Origin of the sequence: Limosilactobacillus sp. (genome assembly GCF_022482365.1) — a bacterium.
In the GTDB taxonomy this organism is placed as follows: Bacteria; Bacillota; Bacilli; order Lactobacillales; family Lactobacillaceae; genus Limosilactobacillus.
This window is the reverse complement of the sequence record NZ_JAKVPE010000001.1, coordinates 424,596-450,542: the sequence shown is the minus strand read 5'-3', so window position 1 is coordinate 450,542 and position 25,947 is coordinate 424,596. Positions and strand designations below refer to the sequence as shown.

Here is a 25,947-nt window from a genome sequence, read left to right as displayed (position 1 = left end):
AGCACTGGCAAATTTAGTACAATAAAGGAGATAAGGGAGGGGCCATTATGTTAACAATTTATGACCTGAAAAAACAGCAGATGCTGTACCAACCGGACTTTTTTGAGCTAATCAAAGGCTACGATCATTTTGCCGGCGTTTCATTTGTGGGGAGTTTTAAGATCATTGAAAAGCAGCTCTTGCCACGTTTTAGCCAAATCGAACTGATCCTTGGCCTTGAGGATCAACGAACCGGCCAAAACCTGAATCAGTTCTTCAACCTCTCACGCAAGGTAAAAGAAATCGCCGGGGCGAGCGACGAGTTTTTGAACCGAATTGAGGACGGGACGCTCCAGCTGCGTTTTACCAAGGACGCGCTTTTTCATAGCAAGTATTTCATCGTCGATAATGAGACGAGCTTTATCATCTTCAACGGTTCCATGAATTTGACTAAAAAAGCACTCAGTGAAAACCATGAGATGCTGTGGATGTATGCGGGCAGCAAGTCTTCGCCAGCCGATCAAGCAATCTGGCAAGCTCACCGGCAGCTTTTTCACCAGAACTTTACGACCGATAGCACCGACTACTTGAACCGCAAGATCATCGAACAGGTTCGGGGCAAGACAAAGAAGGAGATCACGGCGGTTCTTGCCAACGCCGCGCTCACGCAATTGCAGGATGACCAGCTGAAGGTGCATCCCGAAGATATCGTTCAGATCGCTGACACGGCAAAGTGGACAAAGGAGCGCTACGAGCTGATCCCGTCGCCCGCCGCCGAGGTCGTTAGGGCGATCTACACGCCGAAGGGAAACAAGCGTCGTAACCAGGAAGCAGTGCGCGATAAGATCAAGCAGATCACCTACCAAAGCTTTTCTGACCCGCAGGACGAAACGGTCAGCGCGAGTTCGCTGTACCCGCAGCCAATGTGGATTTACGAAGGCGATCAGATTCTGGTAAAGAACACTCAGGGGCAGTTCCAGCCGCTTGCACCTGCCGATGACCTGGTAACTAAGGCGGACGTCGTCAATTTTGTCGACATTATCAAAAGCTTCAAGTACAACAAGCTGCGGGATGAAAGCCACCAAGCCTTGTCAGCCTTCATGTACCTGATGACGGCACCGCTGATTTGGAAGATTCGGCAAATTTACCGCCAGTCGAACTACGCGCGCAGTGCCGATCAAGTGCCGGTCTCGATGGTGCTGATTGGTCGCGGAACGACGGGGAAGACTTTGCTGGTACGGGACTACTTCAAACCCTTTATCGGTGACCATTCTCGTAGCGTCCAATACGCGGAAATTAACGGTGGCACTGGATCACATACCAACAAGGCAGTCAGCTTTTTAGGCAACTACTTGCGGTCCAAGCGGTTTATCTCGCCGATGATTATTGACGAATTGAACGATAATTTCCTGCAGAGCAAGGTTGCCACCAACGCTATCAAGCAGTGGTCCAACACGATTGAAGGCATTCACAATGTCAACATCTTTGCGATGAATCATAATGCCGGGGGCCACGCCATCAATAACCTGGAGGAGATTACCAAGCGGGTCTACTACCTCTCCTTTGAGGCCGGCTGGCTGGGGATGGATCAGCAGCGCTACGATTACAACATCTTGATGAACAACATCAATGATCATCTCTATCGCTACGTGGTTGGGAAGCTTAATCAACGCTTGAACAACCTCACCGGCATGGATGAGTCGCGGCTAATCGACGACTACCTGAGCCTGACCAAGGAGATTGTTGAACAGCTGCTTGAAAAGTTCGGCTTGGGCAATGAGCTTGCCGACATCATCCATGACAATTACGACTACAAGGTCGACCGCAATCGAATCACCTGGAAGATGCTGATTCGCGATGACGGCTTCAAACACGTCGACTTTGCACCCGGGGATGATCAGCGCTTTACCGTCTCCAAGGCAATCTTTAATAATATCAAGGGAAGCACCTACGAAAACATCAACCAGACCCTCGATAACTATTTCAACATGTTCCCGCGGGAACTCGGGATTGCAATTTATCAGTACGATAACGGGATGCTTCTCAGCATCGACAAGTTCGATCACTTCATTGGCGAGCCGCTAATTCGCAATTATTACAACCGGGTCCACCAGAGCGAGCACCAGCAGGATAGCATGACCGCCTACTTGAAAGCTCAGGCCAAGCGCGACGCCGAACGGGAAAAGCGGGAGGCGCAGCGCGACCAAGAGATGCAGACGGTCTTAAAACAGTTGGCGGATCAAAAGCAGGCCAATGAAAAGAAGGGGCTGTTCTCCCGGCTCTTTCACAAGTAGGGCGAATTGAGGTGCTATAATTAAGTTAATCACTGCACAAAGGGGTGGACAAAATGAAAGTAACGGATATCAAGAGAATTGCCAACATCGGAGCAGGAACGATGGGGCACGCGACGGCTCTGCAATTTGCCATGCATGGCTATCCCGTCAACCTGTATGATCGTGACGAGGACGGCTTAGCGCGGGGCAAAAAGCTTATTGAGCACGACCTGGCGACCTTCCAGCAGGCAGGGATGCTCGATGAGGATCCGGCAACAGTTCTGCAACGAATTAACTACACGACCGATTTAGCGGACGCGGTCTCGGCGACTGACTTCGTGATTGAATCCATCGTTGAGAATCAACAAATCAAACAAACGGTCTGGCAGGAGATTGAGCAGTCTGTCCGGCCTACAACGGTGCTGGCTACCAACACGTCTGGGCTGAGTCCGACTGCTCTGCAGAGCGTCTTGAAACACCCAGAGCGCTTTGTTGTCGCCCATTTTTGGAACCCGGCCCAACTGATGCCGCTGGTCGAGGTTGTTCCCGGTCAGAATACTGATTCGGCAACGGTTCAGCTGACGGTTGAACTGATGAATAAGATTGGCAAGCACGCGGTTCCACTGAAGAAGGAAGCACTGGGCTTTGTCGGCAACCGGATTCAGCTGGCCGTCCTGCGGGAAGCCTTTCACATCGTTGACGAGGGGATTGCTAGCCCGGAGGCCGTGGACGACATCGTCAAGTACAGTCTCGGGCGCCGCTGGAATCTCGTCGGCCCGATTGCCAGTGCCGACCTCGGGGGGCTGGATGTTTTCAAGAACATCAGCTCCTACCTCTACGCTGACCTGGCTAACGAGACGGGGACCGATCCAACCCTTGCCAAGAAAGTCGAAGCTAGTGAGCTGGGCTTGAAGACCGGCCACGGCTTCTTCGACTGGCAGGGAGATGCCGGTCAGCAAATGGTTGCTAATCGGGATCAGAAGCTGCTGAAGCAATTAAAAGACGATCAGCAAAAGTAGTTTAAAAGGAGCTGCCTCATGTCAGGGGCAGCTCCTTTTAAAATTAGAATATTATAGGACGGCTAAAGGCTGCTTACTGGTTGGACGCGGGAATTGTTTCGTCAGTGCTTCCAGCTCATCGGTACTAAACGTAATCTCAAGGGCTTGCATGTTATCTAGGGCGTGCTGAACTGTGCCGGCTTTGGGGATGCTCAGTGTGTTGCCATTGCGCAGGGTCCAGGCCAGCATGATTTGATAGACGCTGACGTGGTGGCTAGCAGCCAGATCTTTTAAGAGCGGATTGGTCGTGAGCTTGCCGGAGATCGTGTCCGCCTGTGAAAGGGGCGAATAAGCAATCAGTGGGAGATGGTGTTTTCGCATCAGTGGCAAGAGGTCGTATTCGATGCCACGTTCGTCGAGATTATAAAGATCCTCGTTGGCAACGCAATTGGTGCCGTGAGGCAGTTGCCAGAGTTCCTCTAGGTCAGCAACGTCGAAGTTAGAAACTCCCCATGCCCGGATCTTGCCCTTGTTGACCATTCGTTCTAGTTCGGTGACTGTTTCGGCCAGGGGCACCCCACCGCGCCAGTGAAGCAGGTAAAGGTCGAAGTAGTCGGTACCAACTGTACGAAGACTACGATCGAGGCTCTGCTCCAGACGGCCATGGCTGGCATTGTTCGGCAGGACCTTATCAATGATGTACAGTTGCTCCCGCTTTTGTCCCTGAATGGCACGCCCGACGATCTGCTCAGCGCGGCCGTTACCGTACATTTCGGCGGTATCGATGACTTGGACGCCATGGTCGAGGGCAGCCTGGATGGCGCGGACCTCCTCATTAGCCTGGCTTGCATGGTCGCCCATGTGCCAGGTACCGATGCCAATTGCTGGCAAGCTTGTTTCACCAATTTTAACGGTTTGCATAGTAATTACCTCCCGAGCGGATTTATCTTCATTCTAGCATTGAAAACGATTACGGGATAGCAATCAAGCACTAAGTATTGTATGATGGTATTGTTTGATGTTACTGGGGGACATGGGGGAACGATGGTTTCAATATTAAAATTACTGACAAAGAAGGAATACTTCTTCTGTCCGAATTGCCATGAACATTATGAGTTCAGCCATAGCAGGGCGAAGAGCCTTAAAAAGCGTGGCAGCTTGCGGTGCTATTATTGTCGAACAGAATTGAAGCGGCTTAATCAAGATTAAAGTGACTCGTTGTAGTTTACAGCGAGTTTTTATTTTCCTTCTTTACGAACAGATGTTCCCGTAGTATGATTTTAATTAAGGGAACAAATGTTTGGGATGATAAAGTTGGATTATTCGCAAGAACCTGCTGGTGTATTTTTACTAATTGATAATAAATCATTTTACGCTACCGTTGAGTGCTCAATGCGGGGCCTGGACCCGTTGACGACGCCACTAGTGGTGATGTCCGAGGCGGCCAATACGGGAGGCGGTCTGGTCTTGGCCTCATCCCCAATGGCCAAACAGCTTTTTCACATTTCCAACGTTAATCGGAGACGGGACCTGCCAAATGATGAGCGCTTGATTGTCGTTCCACCCCGGATGAACCTATATATCGAGATGAATCTGGCGGTCAACCGGATCTTTAACGAATATTGTGCTGATGAGGATTTGTTGCCATACTCGATCGACGAGTCGATCCTCGATCTGACTCATTCCTGGCGTTTATTTGGCAACAATATTCTTCAAGTGATTCGTAAGATCCAATCTCAGGTTCGAAATGAATTGGGACTGGTGACCACCGTTGGCCTTGGTAATAACCCTCTGCAGGCTAAAATTGCTTTGGACGTCTATGCTAAGCACAATCGAGAGTTCATCGGGGTGATCACGAACGCAACGGTCCGACAAAAGATCTGGACGATCCCAAGGCTTACCGATGTTTGGGGAATCAATAACCGCACGCAGGCTAGACTGGAACGACTAGGAATCCATAATATGTGGGAACTGGCCCACTGTGACCCGTTCATGCTCAGAAGTCAGCTTGGAATAATGGGAACTCAGTTATACGCGACGGCTTGGGGAATCGATCGAACCAGCCTTCAGGAGACCATTCTGCACAATGATCGATCGCTTGGTAATTCTCAAGTGTTGCCGAGAGATTACCGGGAAAAAGATGAGATCGAAGTAGTGATTAAAGAGATCGGTGCCCAGGTTGCCGCCCGTCTTCGTGCCCACAATAAGCAGTGTGGTGGTGTCCACCTTTGGATTGGCTACTCAATTGGTGTGGTGGACACTAACGGTGAGACTGGTTTTGCCCATTCACAGAAGCTAGCATGCTCAACTGCCGAGACGAGTACAATCAATCGCAGTTTAATTTTTATTTTTGAAAAGTATTGGGATGGTCTTGCACCAGTAAGGCACATAGCGGTTTCCTGCACTAGACTTGCCCAACGCTATGGCGAACAACTCAATCTCTTTAATGTTCCTAATCCGAATGCGATCAAACTTGAGGATGCAATGGATCGTATTCGAAAGAGGTTCGGTAAAACAGCAATTATGCGGGCAAACAGCTTAAAGAAAGGTGGCACCTTCATTGAACGAGCCGGATTGGTGGGCGGCCACAGTGGCGGACAGAGTCTGGAGTAGGCAGCAGGCGCAAAAGATTATTAGTCGTCTCAACCACTTGTTTGCAAACGTTCCGGACACACGCTATTGGATTTTAGTGAACGCTTGCAAACAAATAAATGGCTATAATCTATTCTTTAACTGCCAACGAAAGCGAGCTTACCAACGGTCATGGCCAATTGCCCAATTGAAGGACAGCAGTTTTGAACAGTTGCTTGCGGTCTTAGCCGGCGTGCGAACAAAATACAACTTTACTTTTGAATATGTTCATTTCACCAGAGAACAGCGCCGAATTTTACATGAGGAAGTCGATTAAAAATGATGATCAAAATTTACAACGATGCTGAAGCCGAAATGGTGGCCGACAGTTTTTTCAAGCACTACTATCGCGATCGCGGCAAGATGAAGTGGGCCGGTTTCTTCCTGTCTGAGCATACGGCAGCGTTGCGGAAGAATCGGCAATTTATTGATGGCGCTAAAAAATGTAAGCAGCTGGTTAATTACGGTGATTGAGCGGAGGGGATGGCGATTAAAAGCCGCATGTTGATAAGCAACATTATGGCGATTGGAAATTAAAGACCCACTTTCCTTTAAAGGTGTTAAGATGAAACTATCAAATAATGGGGAGGAGATCTCATTGCTGAACGAACATAAGAAAATGTATAAGGCTGGCAAAAAGTGGCTAACGGCAATCATTACGGTTGCTGCCATTACCTTTTTGGGTGGGATAACAACAACCGGCGTTCATGCTGATGCCACTGCCAATGCAACAGTACAAACAGAATCAACTCAATCGCAGCAAAATGCTTCGGTACAAGTAGAACAGCAAAGCAAAGCGGTAACCAATAAAGCGGTAACCAATAATGATAACAATCAGGCTACTACAGATGAAAACGCAAACGCTGTTACAGAGGATCAAGCAACATCTACCAATACTACCGATCATAGCGAAGTAACGGTTTCGCAGGCCAAGGCTAATGCAAGCAATCAGTGGGTTCACTATGATCAGGGCTGGTCTTACACCGACAGTCAGGGGAATTGGGTTTATAACCAGTGGCAACACATTAATAATAATTGGTACTACTTCAACAATGCCGGCTACGCTCAAACTGGTTGGTTTAAGAGTGGTGCTGGCAACTGGTTCTACTTTGATAATCAAAATGCCTGGGCGCTGACTGGTTGGCAGAAGATCAACAACAATTGGTACTATTTTGACCCAACGAACGCCTGGGCCGACCGGGGCTGGTTCCAATCCGGTGCCGGCAACTGGTATTATTTCGACTGGAATAACGCCTGGGCGCTGACCGGCTGGCAGAAGATTAATAATACCTGGTACTACTTTGACCCAACGAATGCTTGGATGGATACCGGCTGGCAGACAATTAATGGCAAGAGTTATTACTTTGAGCCATCGGGTGCCTGGAATTCAAGCAAGCAAAATGATGGTCTTACCGGGACCTGGGAAAATCATGGTCAAGATGGTGACATCGTCTATTGGAAGTTCAAAAAGGCTGACGGGACATATGCCAATTCCGGTTGGGCAAAGATCAACAATAAGTGGTACTACTTTGACAAAGACGGCGATATTAATTATGGAATTCTGAGCGACGGTGGTCATGATTACTACCTGCAATTTGGTGACGGTTCATTAGCGACAAACGGTTGGTATCAATATAAAGGCAACTGGATTTACGCAGGATCCGATGGCAGCTTATATGTTGGTTGGCATCAGATTGGCAATTACTGGTATTATTTTGTTGACAGTAATGATGTCCATAATATCGTTTCCGATGGGCTGTATTACATGAAGTCACAAAATAAGTTCTATGACTTTGATAATGATGGCCATTTGCTGACGAACCGCTCCGTAAAGTTAAATGGCAAGACATACTATATTGATGGTAATGGTGTTGTTCAAGGCTTTACGCTGCCATCCTCGGATAATTGGCTTTTAAGCAGTGATTGCTATTTCCAAGTAGAAAGCAATGGTCACGTGGATGACAACTATATGCATTAAAGAAAAGTTGGAAAGATTGTTATGAAAATCCAAGGGCTTTTTAAAGCGTAGATTAATCCTCACTTCCGTTTCATTAAAACTATAATTTTAATGACAGGTTGCTAAATAGAGAAAGTAGCAATTAACAATTCCCTCTTAACTAGAGATATTGCTAATTGCTGCTTTTATTTTTAAATGATACTGGTAACTGAAAAATTACTTATCCTTCAAATGTTTCATTAGGTCTATGTTCTCGTCAAAAAGTTGATCAATCATTGCTAGCGTTTCTTTATCGATAGCAAGCTGATCTTTGACGGGCTTGAAGACTGCATTAATATTTTCTTTATTCTTAGTGGCTTGAGTATTTTGGGACATAGTATCACATCGCAGTTATAAAAATTGTGTATTTTATTAAAACTACTCTTCAATTTTCAGTTCGTCAACTGAGTACAGGACTACATCTCCAGACAGCGAAACGCGGTCGCCCTGATTCTCACAGTACAAAACACCGGTCCGCGGCGAGGCTTGGAATGCCGTGATTTGCTGCTTGCCAAGCTGCTGGGCCCAATAAGGAACAATTTGGCAATGCGAGCTACCCGTCACCGGATCTTCTAGTACGTCTAACTTAGGAGCAAAACAACGGGAAACCGAATCATACTTGGGTTCGTCGCTTGCTGCGGTGATATTTTGCAGTAAGCCCGGTAACTTTGCTAACTGAGCAGCATCTAGTTGGTAATTACGCACGTCCGCTGCACTCGGCAATACACACATCAGATCGCGGGCCAAGTAAGCCGCCAGCGGCCGCACCCCAAACGTCGCGGTCATTTCGTCCGTCACCGGAATTTGATTAAGCGGATAGCTTGGGAAATTCATTTGGTAGTGGCCGTCAACGTAAGCCACCGTCAGCTCGCCGCTCTTGGTCTCAAAACGCACTAGGTTGGACGTTGGCTGGCAGTATTGGAAAACCACAAAGCCAGTGGCCAGCGTTGCGTGGCCACACAGGTCAATTTCACCGCCTGGCGTGAACCAGCGCAATTGATACTTGTCCGTTCCGTCCTTAACCAGGTAGGCAGTTTCGGACAGCATGTTTTCCTTAGCTATGTTCTGCAGGACCTCATCGCTCGGGAAATGGTCCATCAGGCAGACATCGGCGGGATTGCCCGCAAATAGTTGATCGGTAAAGGCATCGACGTGGTACATTTTCATAATTGAATCCCCCTTATTAATTGTTAATTCACATTCTAATCTGCTAAGCTTAATAAGTGAAACAAATAATTCTTATCTTACAATAAGGAGCGCTTATCATGAATCGTCTTTTAGCCTTTTTGGCGATTATCAAAACCGGCTCTTTTACCGCCGCCGCCAAGGAACTTGGCTACACCCAATCTGCCGTCAGCCAGATGATTAATGCCCTGGAGGAAGAACTGGGCGTTAAACTTTTGGCCCGCTCTCAGCACCACGTTCAACTGACGCCTGCCGGCAAGCAGCTGCTCCCCCTGATTCGCCAGGCAAGCAAGGATTGGCAGACAACCCTGGAACGGGCCGCAGAAATCCGCGGTCTCAAGTCCGCTGTGGTCCGAATCGGAACAATCGAGAGCATCTCCGCCCACTGGCTACCGCGCTTAATTCGTGGTTTTCGTCAGCTCCACCCGACCGTTCAATTCGTGATGCTTCAGGGAGACTACACTACGATTCCCCAGTGGGTGGCGGACAACGAGGTCGATTTTGGTTTTTGTAATCCCCTTGCGCGTCCCGATCTCGACGTCCGCTACATCAAAAGCGGTGATTTACGGGCGATCCTTCCTGCAGATCATCCCCTCGCCCACCGGAAATTCCTGACCCTTCAGGACCTCGCACAAGAGCCCTACTTAATGCTAGAAGAGGGCCTGTACAGCGAACCCCTGGCGGCTTTTCGTACGGCAGGAATCGAACCGAATATTGTTACCCGAATCCATGACGACTTCACGATCATGTCAATGGTCGAGGCCGGTCTGGGCTTCAGCATCCTTGCAGAGTTGGTTTTGCAAAAACAGAGTTACCAGATCAAGGCGGTTCCACTCCACCCAAATCTGCAGCGACAAATTGGGATTGTTCAGCGGGATCCAACCCTGATGCCGATCGCCAGCCAGCAATTCATCGACTACATTCTGGCACATCGGGACGAACTGCCATAATGTTTGATCTATCGACTACAATAATTTTTCGTTATTTATAAATGAAATTGCATTGGATAACTAAAAAGGCCCGCCGAAAAGCGGACTTTTCTTTACGCTAATGAATACTTTCACCTAGCTTACGTGCTTCCTGAACGTGCTGCTGGAGCTTCTGGTTGTTCCAAGAGTCGGCAGCCAGGACTGCGCCGAACAGATCCCAACGCATGTACTTCAGCAACTGCTTGAAGTACAGGTTAAGTGAAGCAAAGGCATCCTCCTGACCATAGCCACTGACCAGGGTAATTGCCTGCTTACCGCCGTGCAGTTCATGATTATAACTGTAGAAACGGTCGATGACGGCCTTCAGCGCGGAATTAATCCCGTAGTAGTACAATGAGCTGACCAAAACGACGATGTCCGCGTCCAGGAGCTTGGGCATGACTTCATTTTTAATGACATCGTTTGGTTCAATTTCGACTTCTGCGCCGGCGTGGTTATCTTCCAACTGAATCAGTGAAAAGTCCTTGATCCGCCGCCCCGCGTCAAAGCGATAAACCTCGTTGCCGGCCGCCTTGGCCCCGGCAACGAAGGCATCGGCCAACTGCTCTGATGTTCCCGGATGGTGGGGACTCCCGGTCAATACAACAATTTTCTTCATGTGCTGATCCCCCTTTAATTGTCTCTTACATAATTATAGTAAGGGCCGAGCTAAAAGAGAAATATTTTATCTTGATGGTTTCTCATGTCTTTTTTGCATGTTTCGAATTCGTGCTGCCTTCTCTTGATCGGCTAGGTAGAGCTTGAAGAAAACGTTCATCGGTAATAAATAGGCACCATAGACCAGTGCCTGGCGCTTGGTCAGGTGCCCTTTCTTTTTCTTAGTCATTGAGGTCACTTTGCTTGATGAAGACACCGTCCGCAGTTGTCTTGCCGTGGCGGCCAGAGATCTCGTTGTAAGCCGCCGTCAGTGCCGCCTTGTGATCGACGCCGACCAGCTTGCTAAAGATTAGCAGGGCAACCTGGAGATCACCGATGCTGTCAATTAGCTTGGCACGCTTTTCCTTATTGTAGGCGGCGGACAGTTCACCCAGCTCTTCGGCCATCTTCATAAACTCAACCCGCGGATCGGCCGAGTCAATCTGCCGTTCGTGCGCCCATTCCATGATTTTTGCGTTCAATTCCTCGTAGGTCATTGTATCATCCATCCCCTCTTCGTTCTTGCCTTCTATCATAAGCAAGTGGGAGCAATTTGCCAATGCGCACAGAAGAATTTTAGCCTTTGAGCATTTGATTGGAAAAATATTACTCAATTGAGTACAATATTAAGTACAAGAAGGTTTGCATTTTAAGGAGCGTGATTCAAATGCCAATCGCAGCAACACAAAGCGACTTTAGAAAACACATTAAGAGTTATCTTGATCAAGTAAATGATGACGGGCAAACCGTTTTAATTGCCCGTTCAAATCAAAGAACTGCCGCAATTATTTCACAGGAGCAACTGAATGCACTGTTAGATGCAGTCAATGCAAAGGAAGATTCCCTTGACTATGCAATTGCCCGTGACAAGTTAATTGAAATGCATATTCTTCCGGATGATCCGGTTGTGGAGTCCAATGATAGTTATTGGAATAGCTTTAAGGTCACAGAGGATAAGTAAAGATGGCTCAGTACCAATTTAACCCCCGAAAGACCTTTAGCAATGATTTGAGACTACTATCCCAAATTGACCCATCAATTATCGACGAAACTCGGGCAGCAATCAATATTCTTTTGGACGGGGATCGCCTTCCTAAAGAATATAAAGATCACGGCTTAAAACGCAAATACGCTGGGTATCGAGAATTCCATCTCCGGGACACACCAGAAAAAGAGCAACCGACTGAACTTAATGACGTTGTTGTTATTTACAAAATTAAAGAGCAGGACCTGGTGTTAGTTGCTGTGAGAATAGGTTCTCATAACAAGCTGCTTAGAAACAACTAATTAGATTTACAATTAAGGGCAATTTGCTATTAAATTTCATTAGCAAATTGCCCTTTTACTATGACTGTCTTTCAATCAAAGAAGCCCCTTGGTTAACTTATAATTTATTCCTGCCGCATCAGCAGGTCGATGATTTCTTTTTGTGGGATGGCGCCAAAGTAGTCCGCCAGATTCAGCTTGCTCAGTACCTCGGTCACCGCGGCCCGATCATAACGGGTGCCGAGCAGTTGCTGCTCGAATTCGTCAATCGACTTTTGGCCGAAGAAGTCCCCATAAGTTTTGAGGTACTTAATCCGCCCGTTTTCGATCTGCAGGCGAAAGTCCACGGTCCCCTGGGCAAAATGTTGGCGGTGCTGAATAGCCGAAGCCGGTGACTTGCCGTAAATCCAGTCCCAGTTACGATAAACATCCTGATTGAACTTCTCGACCGCCTGCTTGGTGGCGTCGTCCAGCACGTATTCCTTGGCCCGGGAAAGGTCGCTGACCCCGAGAATCTTCTTCGCCAGGGTGTCCCTGAACTGCTCAATCGTCAGGTTTTGGTATTCTGGTGCGAAGTACGGCTTCAGGTTAGTGACCCGACTGTGAACGGACTTGATCCCCTTGGAAGCAATCTTGTCCGCAGGAACGTTCAAGGCCTTGCCGATCACGTCCAAGTCAACGTCGTACATCAGGGTACCATGGGAGAACATCCGCCCTTTCTCCGTCTTCATGGCGTTGCCGGAAAACTTCTTGCCGTTGATTTGGAGGTCGTTGCGCCCGGCCAGCTCGGCATCCTTGGCGCCCATCTCGTGGAGGGCCTCCAGGACGGGCTCGGTGAACTTACGGAAGTTGCCGATCGAGTCGCCATCGTCCTTGGTGATGAAGCTAAAGCTGACGTTGCCGAGGTCGTCGTAGACCGCGCCACCACCAGACGTCCGGCGGGTCACGATGATCTGGTGCTGCTTGACGTAATCGAGGTTAACCTCCTCATAGGCATCCTGGTAGCGGCCCAGGATGATGCATGGGGAGTTGATGTAGAAATACAGGATCGGCTCGTCCAGTTCGGCGTGCTCCATCAGGTAGGTCTCGAGGGCCAGGTTATAGCGAATATCGGTGCTGTCGGTTACAAGATACTTCATTTTCTATGCCTCTTCTTCTTCTATGCCTCTTCTTCGTCAAAATTAAAATCGTCAACCAGGTGAACGGTCAGATTGCCGCTCCCCTTCAGGAGCTTGTCAACCGGGCAGCGCGTCTCGGCCTTGCCGAGGATTGCCTGGGCCGTTTCCCGATCAACCTCTGGAATCTTGACTTGGCAGTCCAGCCAAAACTGGAAGCCCGGGTTATCAAAGCCCATCTTGACCCCAACGCGGACAACGCTGGCGTGCTTCAAGCCGCGGCGCTTCTCCTCGGCCTCGATCGTCGCGTTCAGGCAGGTGGCCAGGGCCAGGCCAACCAGCTGTTCGGGGTTCGTCCCCGGGTCTTCAGAAACTGGGTTGGCGGTAGTGACTTGCAGGTTGCCGCCGCTAATTACCTTAGCAACCCCGTGGATGCCATCACTGTTTTCGACAACGGTATGGTACAGAATTTTCTCAGACATTATGATCCTTCCTTCGCAAACGGTTTCAACTTATTCTAGACAGCTGAAGTTCGAATGTCCACTATTTTAGCTTGGCCATTCTTCTTGTATACACTAACAGCATGGTTAAGCGCTAAGATTAGGTATTTTACACCGGCTGCCGAACATGCTATATTTACTTACAGAAAGGAAGTGCTGAATATGGCAAAAACACTTGTACTTTACTACTCGGCAACTAACACCACCAAGAAGGTTGCCGAACAAATCGCCCAACGGTTGAATGCGGACATTGCGGAGATTCATCCCGCCCAGCCTTACACGAGTGCGGACCTGAACTGGCACGATTCCCAGTCCCGGACCTCGATTGAACAGCACACTCACGATACCCGGGTCGCAATCAAGGATGACCTGTCTGACATCAGTGGCTACGACAACATTGTCATTGGTCACCCGATCTGGTGGGCGATTCCGCCGCGCTTCATCACGACGGTCATCGATCACCTAGGCCTCAATGGCAAGAAGTTGGCCCTCTTTGCCACGTCTGGTGGAACCTCCTATGACCGGTCACAAAGCAACATCGAGCGGGCCGTCAAGGAGAACGGCTACGATGTTGAAGTCGGCCAGGGCGCTGTTTTGAACTCCCCTGCCGCCATCGATGCCTGGATTAAGAATTTGAATTTTTAACTAAAATAAGGGATGACGATTTTTGCTTTCGTCATCCCTTTATTTTGTTCATTTTATCGTCCGTCATACTTCTTTTGAATGGTGAAGTGCTTGGAGATGTGAACCTTTGGCTTCTTGGTGACATCCGTGCCGTAGTACTTCTTGGCAATCTTTGAAAGCGTACCGTTCTTGCGGAGCTTCTTCAGTTCGCCGTTGACCTGTTGCTGCAGCTTGGCGTCCTTCTTGTTCATGACAATTCCCTCACCCTTGCCGTCTTCGTTGGTGGTGAAGTACATGTTCTTCTTAATCTTCAGACCGCTGTTTGGTGCAGCCGCCAGGGCCAACTTCTGCAGGTAGTAGTCGTTCATGATAAAGTCGGTCTTCCCAGAGGCAACGTCCCGCATGTAGACATCGTTGGAAACGTTGTCGTAGTTGACCAGCTTGGCACCGAGCTGCTGTGACAGCCGCTGGTAGCCGGTCCCGGCTTCACCGGCGGCCTTCTTGCCCTTGATGTCCTTCCAGGAGTTGATCCCGGAGTTATCACTCTTCCGCACGATCAGGGCGTTGAACGAGTGCTTGATTGGGGTGGACATCCGGTATGACTTCGTCCGGGTTGGTGAAATAGCGAAGTCGTCCACGGCCATGTCGGCCTTGCCGGACTTGACCGCCGTCAGCATCCCGTCAACATTGTATTCCTTGAACTTAACCTTCTTGTGCAGGCCCTTGGCGACGGCCCGAATAACCTCGACGTCATAACCTGTCAGCTTCTTCGTCTTGGAATCATGGTAGGACGTTGGGTACAGGGTCCCGGAAGTGGCAACCGTCCAAGTATCCTTGTCGGCAGCACTCTTCCGTCCACAGGCTGACAGGCCCACGACGACCAGTGCAACCATTGACAGTAGAAAAATTAATTTTTTGCGACGCATAAAAGATTCTCCTTCAACAAACTAAGCAAACTATTCCTTCACAGCTCCGTGTTCAAAATGGCGTTCGGACCGGTGTTCAATCCAGCCGAGCACGCAGCAGACTAACCAGTAAATAACCGCAATTTCAATATAGATGGTCATATAGTCCTGACTGGCCCCCGCAACAATCTTGGCCTTCATAAACATTTCGGAGACCGTAATCATCGCCGCCAGTGACGTTCCCTTGAACATATCCAGCATCACATTCCCGAGGGATGGCAACACGATCCGAAACGCCTGTGGCATGATGACGTAACGCATCATGGTCGTGTATGACATCCCTAACGCGCGGGCGGAGTCATACTGCGAGTTGCCGACCCCCTTCAAGGCCGAACGATAATACTCGGCAAGGAAGGCGCTCGGCACCAGCGTGAATGACAAGATCGCGGCTGGCATGGCATCAAGATTAAAACCAAAGTAGGTCAAGAACAGGACCACCAGCATCGGTACCCCACGGAAGAATGAGATATAGAAACGTGCTACCCATGATAAGGCCTTTGACTTGCTGATCCGGCAAAACATTACCAGAATACCAACGATGTTCGCCGTAGTGAAACAAATGAGCAATAATAGCAGTGACAGCGGCAAACCAGATAGGATCGTCGGCAGGGATTGAAAGGCTAAGGGCGCATCAAAGAATCCGGGGATCGACAGGTACTTGGCCCAACCCAAAAGACATCATCTCCTTGTAAATTGTTAGCTAAAGTATAGGACGCTGGAAACGTTTTTACAAGCGATATATGTCGGCTTATAATACAGGTAGTAAAGTAATGTAAATTAGCATTGAGAGGATGATTCCATGAACATTAACACAATGCTGCTGACGCTGCCCGCCTACCAGCTGGCCCAGCTCGTGCGGACTGGGCAGGTCACGAGCGCGGAACTGGTGTCCGCCGCGATCGCCCGAATTAAGAAGCGCAATCCAAAGTTAAACGCCGTGATCTCCCTGCGTGAGGAGGCCGCCTTGAAAGAGGCGCGCCAGTTAAAAGACACCGGCCAGCCCTTCCTCGGGGTGCCAATCCTCCTCAAGGGGTTGGGCCAAGCCCTCGCCGGTGAACCCGACACCAACGGCAACAAATTATTCAAAGACCACAAGGCGGAAACGACGAGCAACTTTGTCCGGGCCCTGCAGGAGGCCGGCTTTATCATCGTTGGCCAGACCAACTTTCCCGAGTTTGGTTTTAAAAACCGCTCGGATGACCAGCTCTACGGACCAGTTCACAACCCGTGGGCCAAGAAATATACACCGGGTGGTTCTTCCGGTGGTTCCGCGGCGGCCCTGGCGGATGGCTGGGTGCCAATTGCGGCCGGCAATGACGGTGGCGGTTCCATCCGGATTCCGGCTGCCTGGACCGGCCTGATCGGCTTGAAACCCACACGTGGCCGGGTACCAACCGGGCCAGATAGCTGGCGGTCCTGGCAGGGTGCCTCAATTAACTTTGCCCTGACCCGCACCGTCAAGGACACAGCAATGCTGTTGGACCAGCTGCAAACCGTTCAACCGGCAGCTGTTTTCCAGACGCCAAAGTACGAGCCGGGCTTTGCTAATGCGTTAAACACGCCGTTGCCGAAGATCACGATCGGCTATACGACTAAGTCCCCGCTGGGCACGCCCGTCAGCCCAGAGGCCAAGGCCGCCGTGTTGTCCGCGGTCGACTTCCTGCGGGAACGGGGCTTCCGGGTTCAAAAGATGTACGATCCGGTGGACGGCGCCAAGCTGATGCGGTCCTACTACCTGATGAATGGCGCCGAGACCGCGGCGATGTTCCAAAACGTTCAGGCGGGGATGAAGCGACCGCTGACTAAAAACGACATGGAGCTGTACACCTGGGCGCTGTGGCAGATGGGCAAGAACGTCTCGGCGGCTGATTACAGCCGAACCCTCGCACTCTGGGACCAGACGGCTTACCAGCACGTCCAAATGCATGAATTCTTCCCACTCTTCCTAACCCCGACGAATGCTCAGCCAGCACCACGGGTCGATTACCAGGATCGGCCGGAATATGTCGAGCAGATGAAGCACATGGATGAATTGACGCCAGGAGAGCAGCGGCAGCTTATCTACGACCAATGTTTGCCTGCGACCATCCAATCACCGTTTACGGAGCAGGCCAACATGACCGGCGAGCCCGCCATCTCCCTGCCGACTGGCATGAGCAAGCAGGGAACGCCAATGGGGATTCAGTTCATCGCTAACAAGGGGCGTGAAGACCTCCTCCTGCAGGTTGCCAGGCTGTTTGAGGAGCAGCGCCAGTTTAAGCTGCTAAACCCGGTTCCCCACCTCGATTAAGAATAAAGATAGTGAAAGCACTTCGGACTGATTTTTGATCAATTCGAAGTGCTTTTTTCTCAGTATTTAGTTGTTACTTCAGGAAATCAGGTGACAGGAAAGCGGGGTTCGGCCAATGGTAGAAACCTTCGCCGGTGCTCGGGCCTAACTTGTTAGCGTCGATTCGCTCCTTCATTTTGGCAGCGGCCAGCTGGAGATCCGCATTGTCGGTCTTGTCGGCCATGTTTTTGACAATGTTGTAGTGGGTACGCAGACCAATGATGTCAAGGATGCCGAACGGGCCCACCGGTGCTTCGAGGTCCTTCATCCAGGTCCGATCAATGGTCAGCGGATCGGTAACGCCCTTTGCCCACAGGATCAGTGCACTGTTCAGCCACGGAATCAGCATGGCGTTGAGAACGTAACCGGGCTGTTCCTTGTGCAGTGGAACCGGGATCATCCCGATCGCACTGGCAAAATTTACGATCTCGGCGAAGATCTTCGGATCCGTATCCTTGGTGCCCATGACCTCGGCAGTATTGCGGCTCCAGATGTGGTTGGCAAAGTGCAGGTGCAGGTAGCGATCCGGCCGGTCAGTGTAACCCACCAGCTGGGATGGCAGAAGCGAGGAGGAGTTGCTGGCGAAAATCGTCTTTTCAGGTGCAAGCTTAGACAGCTGTTGGTAAAAGGCCTCCTTGATCGTCAGCTTTTCGGGGATGGCCTCGATGACCAGGTCCGCATCGGCCACCGCTGTCTCTAGGCCGGTGGTGTAAGAGAGATTGGCGAGATGGCGGTCAAAGTCCGCTTGCGAAAGCCCGAGGTCGTGATGGTAGTCCGGGAAGAGGACCTTGATTCTTTCCTGAGCCTGCTGAAGAGATTCACTGCTGAGGTCGTAGAGGGTCACCTTGAAATCATGCAATGCGGTCTGATAGGCGATTTGGCTGCCGAGGACACCCCCACCGGCAACGACAACGTTTTGAATTGGCATAATGCTCACCCTTTCATTTGATTGTTCACCCTTAGGTTAGCAATTAAATGAAACCGGTTAAATAGCTTGGGGACTTTCGGCGCGGCAATTGAGGACAAATGTTGGATTGGTAACTGGTTGAACCAGTTATGGTAAAAAGTGTCAGTGTTTTTTTAGTCTTAAATGCAATACGTAAAACAGTGTTTACCTAAATTTAGATAAGCACTGCGTGTAAAACTTATTCTGTTTGTTAATTTACTTCTCGATCCCCATAAACCTCTTAAACAATCGCTCTACTTTTGGATCTTCAAAGTAAACACGGATGCCGTTAATTCCCCTTGTTAGCAAGACATAGTAGATATTCTTGACGAAGCGATCAAATTCGACGGGATGAGGATCATCCTTCTTAAACTTACCATAGCTATCGTAGTAGAATTGGGGATTTGCGACCAAGTGTCCGTTGTCGTCAACCGTCAGATCTTTACCAACAATAACTCCAACATAGTTTAAGTCAATTCCTTGAACAGCATGAATGGAACCAATTTCGTTTTCAGAATCGGGTGCGTCCAGCCAGTCTTCCAAACGTGAATTCCAGTTCCAGTGATGCTCTCCCTCAACCCAATCAGGTTTACCATTCTTACGACTGACCCATTTTCGGCAATAACCAGCAACAACCCGATTCTGGGACGTCGGATCATAGTTTCGCATATCGTTAAGGTAGTCAAATAGCTCTTGAATCGAATTGCAAATTCCGAAGTAGGCATCCTCGCCGTTAACCAGATAATTCGTAAACAATTCCTTATAGAATTTGGTGTTAGGTCCACCAATCCCGAGGAAAGCTTTGATTCCATTAATAAAGTTGTCACCGGAGAAAGCCCTTTGGTAGCCCTTTTGAGTGGGTTCAATGTTAATTCGATATTCAGTTGGCAGATTAAACTGTCTGAAATTGCCATTTTGAATAACGTGTTGGAACTGGGTGGCGGTAATGTCTCCTGGCCTGATTTGTTGGCTTGGATCATACATCAAAACTAGCTGTTTGCATTGCTTGACGATTTTTAATAATTCATTTCCGTTGGGGTCATAATTGGTTCCCTTTTCCTCCGCCACTTTTTCTGGGTACTTAAAAATCACGTTTAACACGTTATTGCTCTTTGAGTAGTAGCGGCGCAAGCGATGTGCTTCATCAACGATCAGGTAGTCGTAATGTTTACCAGAATTGATAAACTGAACAGCGGTAAAAACATGGATGTCTTTATCACCATAAGTTTTGAAGATCTTCTTCGCCGTCTTGACCCAGTTTGTCTTGACGATTACTGCGACGGTCTTAGTCGGCATTTTATGTCTTAAAGTTGCGGCGAGGTTAGTTAGCATCACGGTTTTCCCAGTACCGGCCATGCCATTAATGACGAAGCTATGATCAGGATCGTCGACAATTTCCTGGATAATGCCGGCCTGAACGTCGGAAAGTTGGTGAAAGGGCGAATATTTGAAAAGGAGGGAATTTTGAACAACGTCCAGATTTGGCGTTTGAACGTAATTACGTGTATAGAGATCGTGCCAGAACGGAATGATGAAGTCACTTTTAACCAGGTTTTGTTGCGGATACCCAACGACGGAATTACCACCGGTTGAGTTATCGCTGAGGACCTCGTTGTGCTTCCCATCGGCAGCAATATAGGAAATCAGCTGATTTTCGATATCGTCAAGCGAATTTCTATTGATCAATTGGCCAAACGACATGACAACACAGTTATAGTTATGAATATCAAACTTAGACTGGAGGTCATAATGCTGCTTATAGCGAGTCAAGAATTGCTTGGTTTGCCCAACATAACTGTGGCTTCGGCCAAAATAGATATAAATAGAGTCACCCTTCTCGAGGCGTTGCCGATCTTTGATTCCAATCCGTTCGCCCTTGATTGGTCGTGGCTCTTTAGAAAGTCGATCAATCTTAAATTCCTTGAGAATGTACTTTTTAGCCACCAAGCTCACCTACTTTTGGTCAATCTTCGGCCATTTACGAGAATGGTTGTACTCAACCTTCTCACGAATCGCCTGTCCGGGATCAACATCTAATTTATCAAACATGTAGATCAGATAGATCATTGTATCCGCCATTTCATCCTGAAGATGCTTCCTCTCTTCTGGGCTTAATGACTGGTCAGCGGGTTGCCATTGAAAGATTTCGAGAATTTCGCTGGCCTCAAGATTAACGGAGATTGCCAGATCCTTTAAATTATGAAACTTGGCCCATCCCCTTTGATCACGAAAGTTTTTTAGCAACTCTAATGTTTGATCGTAGTTCATAAAATTCACCTGCTTTGTACCGAATATCAATCTTTATAAATTAATGATAATACGGATCCCGGCAGGCAACAAGATTGAGGAATAAGGAGGATGATTTTAGTCAAAATTCCGCAATAATGGTGTTGACTTTTCAACCAAAGGCGCATATGATAATGACAATTCAATTAGAAAATGCTGAGAAAAGATGAGTAATGCTTCAGCGTATTTACAGAGAGCCGGACGAGCTGAGAACTGGTACTACAGAGAAGCACGAAGATGGTCTTGGAGCAAATCAAGAACCGCGAGCAATGGTAAGTGGTTCCCGACTGGCGATCGTTACCTCGCCTAGGTTTACCTGCGGGTGTACTTACAGAGGATCAGGTTGTAAAGCCTGGTTAAATTAGGGTGGTAACACGTTTCCAACGTCCCTAGAAGAAGTGAATGCTTTTTCTAGGGACGTTTTTTTGTTCCAATGCCGCGCCCATCCCTCCTGACAAGCAGAGAAAGGATCGATTATCTATGACTCAATCAACATTCAAAGCCCCATTTCGTTATGACATCGTCGGCAGCTTCCTGCGTCCACAAGGCTTAAAGGAGGCTCGGGCTAAATTTGCCAAGGGTGACCTTAGCCGGGAAGAACTAACTGAAGTCGAGGATCAGTTCATCACCGATCTGATTCAAAAGGAAAAGGCGGTGGGCCTGCATGCCGTGACGGACGGCGAGTTTCGCCGCAGCTGGTGGCACCTCGACTTTCTCTGGGGACTGAAGGGCGTGGCCAAGTATGATTACAAGGAAAGTTACAAATTCCACGGGGCCAAGACTCGAACGGACAACGCCGAACTTGCCGGCAAGGTTGCCTACAATCCCGAGCACCCCTTCTTCGCCGCCTTTAAGTTCACCCAACAGGTTGCAGGAGATGACGCGATTGCCAAGCAAACGATTCCCTCCCCGACGATGCTCTTCCGTGATAACCGTTCCGATAACTGGCCCGAATTCTATGACCAGCGCGCCGACTACCTAGCTGACTTGTCGACCGCCTATCATAAGACCATCCAGCACTTCTATGACCTCGGCTGCCGTTACCTGCAGATCGATGACACCACCTGGGCATTCCTTATCAGCAAGCTAAACGAAACCAAGGGGCAACCGGAAGAGCATGCCAAGTACGTCGGCCTGGCTGAGGATGCGGTCACGGTAATCAATGGTGCCTTGGATGGCCTGCCTGACGATCTAACCGTTACTACCCACATCTGTCGGGGAAACTTCAAGTCCACCTTCCTCTTCTCTGGTGGCTACACGCCGGTTGCCAAGTACCTCGCCCAGCTGAATTACGACGGCTTCTTCCTCGAGTACGACAGTGATCGTGCCGGCGACTTCTCACCGCTGGCCACCATTTGGAATAACCGCCAGGATGTCCGGATCGTCCTGGGTCTTATTACCTCGAAGTCCGGGAAATTGGAGGACCGGCAAAAAGTCATTGCCCGGATCCACGAAGCGGCCGAGCACGTCCCATTGGCAAACCTCTGTCTCAGCCCGCAGTGTGGCTTTGCCTCGACCGAAGAGGGAAACATTCTCACCGAAGAACAGCAATGGAATAAGCTCAAGCTAATCAAGTCAATTGCCGATGAAGTTTGGGGCTAGTGACCCCGCATTGAAAGGAGCTCTTATCATGTCAGCAAATCAAAATTCAGTTCAATCATTAGTTGCCACGCTCAAAAGCAAAGAATGGGTCGACTTAACCCATACCTTTGGGCCGGACAGTCCCCGCTTCCCGGAATTTAAGCCCGCTAAGTTTGAGACCATCTTCACGCACAGCGACGGTTTTTTCGTCAAGCAATACACCTTTCCTGGTCAATACGGAACGCACATTGATCCACCCGTTCACTTTTATAAGGACGACGATCGCTACGTCGAGGACCTCAAGCTCAAAGACCTGGTTTTGCCACTGGTGGTAATCGACTTCCACAAGCAGGCCGAGCAGGATCCCGACCGCAGTCTAACGGTTAAGGATATCAAGGCGTGGGAAAAGAAACATGGTGAAATCCCCGCGGGTTCATTCGTTGCCCTGCGTACCGATTGGGGCAAGCGTTGGCCATCCCAAGCTAAGTTTGAAAACAAGGACGACAAGGGACAAAATCACTACCCGGGTTGGTCACTGGACGCGCTGAAGTACATTTACGAAACGCGCCACGCCGCTGCCAATGGTCACGAAACTTTTGATACCGATACGGCAAAGGAACAGCAGGATGGGCTAGTCGGCGAGTACTATGTTCTGTCACACGGCCACTACCAGGTCGAACTGCTGGATAACCTTGATCGGGTTCCCGCCACTGGGGCAGAGATCTTTGTTTCGGTTGCCAAGCCGGAAAAGGCCCCCGGATTCCCGGTTCGTGCCTTTGCTGTCTTTGAACAGGAACAGGGAAAAGCTGCTAATAAATAATGTATTAACAAATAAAAAGGCTTCCGCTTGGAAGTCTTTTTGCTTACTTATTTGATTGCCGCTGGAAGAACTTCACGATTTCAACCACGGCCACCATCAGGATCCCGGCCAGCAGGACAATTCCCCACTGCATCCTGTTTAACTCGGTGGTGTGGAAGATTGGATTCAACTGCGGAACGAAGACCGTGACTACCAGTGCAATGGTCGAAACGATGATTGCCCAGTTGAAGTAGTGGTTGGCAAAGGTTCCACTCTTAAAAATCGTGCCGTGCAATGACTTACAGTTGAAGGCGTGGGCCAGCTGGATCAGTCCCAGCGTGATGTAGGCCATCGTCAGAGCATCGGCGTGGACCAGGGCCGCACTCTGGTGAACTGGGAAGGTGATCCCCAGACAGTATACCCCGAGGGTCAACGCTCCCTCCAAGAGGCCCTGATAGATGATGTTGGATCCGGTGCCGTTCGACAGGAAACTGGAGTGCAATCCCCGCGGCTGCTGCTTCATGACGTCCCCTTCCGCCGGTTCAACCCCAAGGGCGATCGCCGGGAAGGTGTCGGTGACCAGGTTGATCCAGAGAATTTGGACCGGGGTCAAGATTGCCCAGTTCAGGATCGTCATCAGGAAAAGGGTCAACATCTCACCCAGGTTGGCGGAGAGCAGGTACTGAATCGCCTTTTGAATGTTGGCGAAAACCTTCCGCCCCTCCTTGACTGCCGCAATGATCGTCGCAAAGTTGTCATCGGCCAGAACCACGTCGGCCGCGTTCTTGGAAACCTCGGTCCCGGTGATCCCCATGCCGACCCCGATGTCGGCTGCCTTCAGTGCCGGGGCATCATTGACCCCGTCACCGGTCATGGCCACTACTTTATCGTGGGCCTGCCAAGCCTTGACGATCCGAACCTTGTGCTCGGGAGCCACCCGGGCGTAAACGTGGTACTTCTCGACATTGTCCTTGAGCTCCGCGTCACTCAGCTCGTTTAATTCAGCCCCGGTAATTGCGCCATCCTCGTCGCCCGGTTCGATAATGCCGAGTCGTTCGGCAATTGTCCGCGCCGTCACCTTGTGATCCCCGGTGATCATCAGCGGCCGAATACCAGCCTGCTTGGCCTCCTTGATGGCTGCCTTGACCTCGGGACGCGGTGGATCGATCATCCCCGTCAAACCAATAAAAATCAACGATTGCTCAACCCGGCTGGAGTCCGAACTGTGGGCTTCATCCGCCGCCAGCGGCCGGTAGGCGTAGGCCAGGACCCGGAGCGCCTGCTTGGCCAGGTCGTTGTTAAACTTTAGAATAGTTTCCCGGTCGGCATCCGTAATTGGCCGTACCTGCCCGTGATCAAGGATGCGATTGGTCCGGGCCAGCAGTTCGTCCACGGCCCCCTTGGTGTACAGAACCGGCTGCGAATTTTCTTTGACTACCGCCGACATCAGCTTCCGCTCGGAGTCGAATGGCAGGGAGTTAATCCGCGGGTACTTAGCCTTGAAATCCGCGATGCTGACGCCCTTGTTGATATAGAATTGCCACAGGGCCGTCTCAGTCGGATCACCAAGCAGCTCCTGCTTATCACCTTCCTGGGCGTCGTTAGCCAAAATCATCGCCTTTTCCAGCGGAGCACTGTCTGCTTTGTCGAAGTCCTTGCTGGCAACTAGCTGGCCATCGATCATCACCTGTTCGACCGTCATCTGATTCTTCGTCAGCGTCCCGGTCTTGTCTGAGGCGATGATCTCCGTGGCGCCCAGCGTTTCAACTGCCGGCAGCTTCCGGATCAGGGCGTTGCGCTTGACCATCGCCTGGGTTCCCAGGGCCAGAGTAATCGTGACGATCGCTGGCAGCCCTTCTGGAATTGCAGCCACCGCCAGTGAAATTGCCGTCAGCAGCATGTCCAATGTCGATTCCCGATGGGTCAGCATCCCAATCAGGAAAATCGCAACGGCCATCACCAGAACCAGCACGGAGAGGACCTTGCTCAGGTGGGTAATGTTCTTCTGCAGAGGCGTGGTCGTCGGCTTGGCATTATTGAGCATGTCGGCGATCTTTCCCACTTCGGTCTGAAGCCCGGTTGCCGTCACAATCCCCTCGGCCGTCCCAGCCGTTACGTTGGTGTTCATGAAGCCCATGTTGTGCTGGTCGCCGAGAACGGTAGAATCGTCAGTGATCGTTTCACTGTTTTTGTCAACCGGAACCGACTCACCGGTCAGGGCTGCCTCCTCGACCTTGAGATTCTGCGTCTTGAGAAAACGAACGTCAGCCGGGATGATGTCCCCGGCTTCCAGCAGGATCACATCGCCCGTCACCAAGTCCTTACTGGAAATTTGTTTGACGTGCCCATCCCGCAGCACATTGGTCGTTGGTGTACTCATCTTTTGCAAGGCGTCAATCGCGTTCTCCGCCTTGGTCTCCTGGAAAACTCCGAAGGCCGCGTTCAGGATAACGACGACTAGAATGATGATGGCATCAGAAATTTCGCCAGCAATGGCAGCCACAACTGCTGCCACGATCAGGATCAGAATCATCAGGTCCTTGAACTGGGCGATGAACTTTTGCAATAAGGACAGGTGTTCCCCCGCTGGCAGGGCATTGGGCCCGTCCTCCTTTAGCCTCGTCTGGGCCTCGCTGGTCGTCAGTCCCTGGGGCGTTCCCCGCAGTTGCTTGATGACGTCCTGGGTACTCTCTTGATAAAATTTCGCACTCATCGGCTATTCCCCCATTTCAGCACGTTTGTGTCTAATACTTCCCTATTATCATTATAATATTCCTTGTAATGCCACGCCAACCTGAGCGCGAATCGGTTTACCTGAAATGTCTTAAACAAAAAGAATCCGTCCTGCT

Annotated in this window: 26 protein-coding genes and 1 other annotated feature; of the genes, 13 read left to right on the top strand and 13 right to left on the bottom strand. The window is 50.0% G+C overall.

Features of this window, described 5'->3' with window-relative positions; all coding sequences use genetic code 11:
• Window positions 1–47: 47 nt before the first annotated feature.
• Together LKE23_RS02155 and LKE23_RS02150 are read left to right on the top strand one after the other, a co-directional pair.
• Window positions 48–2,273 (top strand): phospholipase D family protein, encoded by a 2,226-nt coding sequence (locus tag LKE23_RS02155; protein ID WP_291977869.1) that lies wholly within the window; start codon window positions 48–50, stop codon window positions 2,271–2,273.
• Window positions 2,274–2,326: 53 nt separating this feature from the next.
• Window positions 2,327–3,271, top strand: coding sequence for a 3-hydroxyacyl-CoA dehydrogenase family protein (locus LKE23_RS02150; RefSeq protein ID WP_291977868.1), 945 nt, complete (start codon window positions 2,327–2,329; stop codon window positions 3,269–3,271).
• 51 nt (window positions 3,272–3,322) lie between these two features.
• Here LKE23_RS02150 and LKE23_RS02145 read toward each other — a convergent pair whose 3' ends face one another.
• Window positions 3,323–4,171, bottom strand: a complete 849-nt coding sequence (locus LKE23_RS02145) for an aldo/keto reductase (protein ID WP_291977867.1) — start codon at window positions 4,169–4,171, stop codon at window positions 3,323–3,325.
• 387 nt (window positions 4,172–4,558) lie between these two features.
• Between LKE23_RS02145 and LKE23_RS02140 the strand changes: the two genes are divergently transcribed.
• The 4 genes from LKE23_RS02140 (at window position 4,559) to LKE23_RS02125 (ending at window position 7,859) form a co-directional block, all read left to right on the top strand.
• Window positions 4,559–5,863, top strand: a complete 1,305-nt coding sequence (locus LKE23_RS02140) for a Y-family DNA polymerase (RefSeq protein ID WP_434737622.1) — start codon at window positions 4,559–4,561, stop codon at window positions 5,861–5,863.
• Entirely contained in the window at window positions 5,811–6,158 is a 348-nt protein-coding gene (locus tag LKE23_RS02135) for a hypothetical protein (RefSeq protein WP_291977865.1), read from the top strand. Before LKE23_RS02140 ends, LKE23_RS02135 begins: the two co-directional genes overlap by 53 nt.
• Window positions 6,159–6,160: 2 nt before the next feature.
• Window positions 6,161–6,355: a hypothetical protein gene (locus LKE23_RS02130; RefSeq protein WP_291977864.1), complete on the top strand. Its 195-nt coding sequence runs from the start codon at window positions 6,161–6,163 to the stop codon at window positions 6,353–6,355.
• A gap of 124 nt (window positions 6,356–6,479) precedes the next feature.
• A complete protein-coding gene (locus LKE23_RS02125; protein ID WP_291977863.1) occupies window positions 6,480–7,859 on the top strand; it encodes a KxYKxGKxW signal peptide domain-containing protein in 1,380 nt (459 codons plus the stop codon).
• 396 nt (window positions 7,860–8,255) lie between these two features.
• Here the strand turns inward: LKE23_RS02125 and LKE23_RS02120 are convergent, their stop codons facing one another.
• Window positions 8,256–9,044: a PhzF family phenazine biosynthesis protein gene (locus LKE23_RS02120; RefSeq protein WP_291977862.1), complete on the bottom strand. Its 789-nt coding sequence runs from the start codon at window positions 9,042–9,044 to the stop codon at window positions 8,256–8,258.
• Between the two features lie 98 nt (window positions 9,045–9,142).
• On the opposite strand from LKE23_RS02120, the gene LKE23_RS02115 reads away from it, so the two are divergent.
• Entirely contained in the window at window positions 9,143–10,012 is an 870-nt protein-coding gene (locus tag LKE23_RS02115; protein WP_291977861.1) for a LysR family transcriptional regulator, read from the top strand.
• 97 nt (window positions 10,013–10,109) lie between these two features.
• Here the strand turns inward: LKE23_RS02115 and LKE23_RS02110 are convergent, their stop codons facing one another.
• The 3 genes from LKE23_RS02110 to LKE23_RS02100 all read right to left on the bottom strand — a co-directional run bounded on the left by LKE23_RS02110 (window position 10,110) and on the right by LKE23_RS02100 (window position 11,184).
• Window positions 10,110–10,649: a flavodoxin family protein gene (locus tag LKE23_RS02110; RefSeq protein ID WP_291977860.1), complete on the bottom strand. Its 540-nt coding sequence runs from the start codon at window positions 10,647–10,649 to the stop codon at window positions 10,110–10,112.
• 66 nt (window positions 10,650–10,715) lie between these two features.
• The gene (locus LKE23_RS02105) at window positions 10,716–10,877 is read right to left on the bottom strand and encodes a hypothetical protein (RefSeq protein ID WP_291977859.1); all 162 of its coding nucleotides are present in this window, start codon (window positions 10,875–10,877) and stop codon (window positions 10,716–10,718) included.
• Window positions 10,870–11,184 (bottom strand): MazG-like family protein, encoded by a 315-nt coding sequence (locus LKE23_RS02100; protein WP_267202604.1) that lies wholly within the window; start codon window positions 11,182–11,184, stop codon window positions 10,870–10,872. Before LKE23_RS02100 ends, LKE23_RS02105 begins: the two co-directional genes overlap by 8 nt.
• Before the next feature lie 170 nt (window positions 11,185–11,354).
• Between LKE23_RS02100 and LKE23_RS02095 the strand changes: the two genes are divergently transcribed.
• A complete protein-coding gene (locus LKE23_RS02095) occupies window positions 11,355–11,648 on the top strand; it encodes a type II toxin-antitoxin system Phd/YefM family antitoxin (RefSeq protein WP_291977858.1) in 294 nt (97 codons plus the stop codon).
• 2 nt (window positions 11,649–11,650) lie between these two features.
• Complete coding sequence (locus tag LKE23_RS02090; RefSeq protein ID WP_291977857.1) at window positions 11,651–11,974, top strand: type II toxin-antitoxin system YafQ family toxin; 324 nt, start codon at window positions 11,651–11,653, stop codon at window positions 11,972–11,974.
• 104 nt (window positions 11,975–12,078) lie between these two features.
• Here the strand turns inward: LKE23_RS02090 and LKE23_RS02085 are convergent, their stop codons facing one another.
• Window positions 12,079–13,092, bottom strand: a complete 1,014-nt coding sequence (locus tag LKE23_RS02085) for a lipoate--protein ligase (protein WP_291977856.1) — start codon at window positions 13,090–13,092, stop codon at window positions 12,079–12,081.
• Window positions 13,093–13,112: 20 nt separating this feature from the next.
• Complete coding sequence (locus tag LKE23_RS02080) at window positions 13,113–13,550, bottom strand: OsmC family protein (RefSeq protein WP_291977855.1); 438 nt, start codon at window positions 13,548–13,550, stop codon at window positions 13,113–13,115.
• A gap of 180 nt (window positions 13,551–13,730) precedes the next feature.
• On the opposite strand from LKE23_RS02080, the gene LKE23_RS02075 reads away from it, so the two are divergent.
• Window positions 13,731–14,213: a flavodoxin gene (locus LKE23_RS02075; protein WP_291977854.1), complete on the top strand. Its 483-nt coding sequence runs from the start codon at window positions 13,731–13,733 to the stop codon at window positions 14,211–14,213.
• A 53-nt stretch (window positions 14,214–14,266) separates the two neighbouring features.
• On the opposite strand, the gene LKE23_RS02070 is transcribed toward LKE23_RS02075, so the two are convergent.
• On the bottom strand, window positions 14,267–15,118 hold the full coding sequence (locus LKE23_RS02070; RefSeq protein ID WP_291977853.1) for a transporter substrate-binding domain-containing protein: 852 nt from the start codon (window positions 15,116–15,118) through the stop codon (window positions 14,267–14,269).
• Between the two features lie 30 nt (window positions 15,119–15,148).
• Entirely contained in the window at window positions 15,149–15,829 is a 681-nt protein-coding gene (locus LKE23_RS02065) for an amino acid ABC transporter permease (RefSeq protein ID WP_291977852.1), read from the bottom strand.
• Window positions 15,830–15,956: 127 nt separating this feature from the next.
• Here LKE23_RS02065 and LKE23_RS02060 point away from each other — a divergent pair, with 127 nt between their 5' ends.
• The gene (locus LKE23_RS02060; protein WP_291977851.1) at window positions 15,957–17,447 is read left to right on the top strand and encodes an amidase; all 1,491 of its coding nucleotides are present in this window, start codon (window positions 15,957–15,959) and stop codon (window positions 17,445–17,447) included.
• 73 nt (window positions 17,448–17,520) lie between these two features.
• Here LKE23_RS02060 and LKE23_RS02055 read toward each other — a convergent pair whose 3' ends face one another.
• From LKE23_RS02055 to LKE23_RS02045, 3 genes are all read right to left on the bottom strand, one after another.
• Window positions 17,521–18,414, bottom strand: a complete 894-nt coding sequence (locus LKE23_RS02055; protein ID WP_291977850.1) for a 3-hydroxyacyl-CoA dehydrogenase — start codon at window positions 18,412–18,414, stop codon at window positions 17,521–17,523.
• Window positions 18,415–18,648: 234 nt separating this feature from the next.
• Window positions 18,649–20,376 carry a DNA/RNA helicase domain-containing protein gene (locus tag LKE23_RS02050; protein ID WP_291977849.1) on the bottom strand — a complete coding sequence of 576 codons (1,728 nt, stop codon included), beginning with the start codon at window positions 20,374–20,376 and terminating at the stop codon, window positions 18,649–18,651.
• A gap of 9 nt (window positions 20,377–20,385) precedes the next feature.
• Window positions 20,386–20,700: a nucleotide pyrophosphohydrolase gene (locus LKE23_RS02045; protein ID WP_291977848.1), complete on the bottom strand. Its 315-nt coding sequence runs from the start codon at window positions 20,698–20,700 to the stop codon at window positions 20,386–20,388.
• A gap of 167 nt (window positions 20,701–20,867) precedes the next feature.
• Window positions 20,868–21,112, top strand: a binding site (T-box leader).
• Window positions 21,113–21,198: 86 nt separating this feature from the next.
• Here LKE23_RS02045 and LKE23_RS02040 point away from each other — a divergent pair.
• Together LKE23_RS02040 and LKE23_RS02035 are read left to right on the top strand one after the other, a co-directional pair.
• Window positions 21,199–22,320: a vitamin B12 independent methionine synthase gene (locus LKE23_RS02040; protein ID WP_291977847.1), complete on the top strand. Its 1,122-nt coding sequence runs from the start codon at window positions 21,199–21,201 to the stop codon at window positions 22,318–22,320.
• 28 nt (window positions 22,321–22,348) lie between these two features.
• The gene (locus LKE23_RS02035) at window positions 22,349–23,119 is read left to right on the top strand and encodes a cyclase family protein (protein WP_291977846.1); all 771 of its coding nucleotides are present in this window, start codon (window positions 22,349–22,351) and stop codon (window positions 23,117–23,119) included.
• 43 nt (window positions 23,120–23,162) lie between these two features.
• Here the strand turns inward: LKE23_RS02035 and LKE23_RS02030 are convergent, their stop codons facing one another.
• Complete coding sequence (locus LKE23_RS02030) at window positions 23,163–25,811, bottom strand: cation-translocating P-type ATPase (RefSeq protein ID WP_291977845.1); 2,649 nt, start codon at window positions 25,809–25,811, stop codon at window positions 23,163–23,165.
• Window positions 25,812–25,947 lie beyond the last annotated feature (136 nt).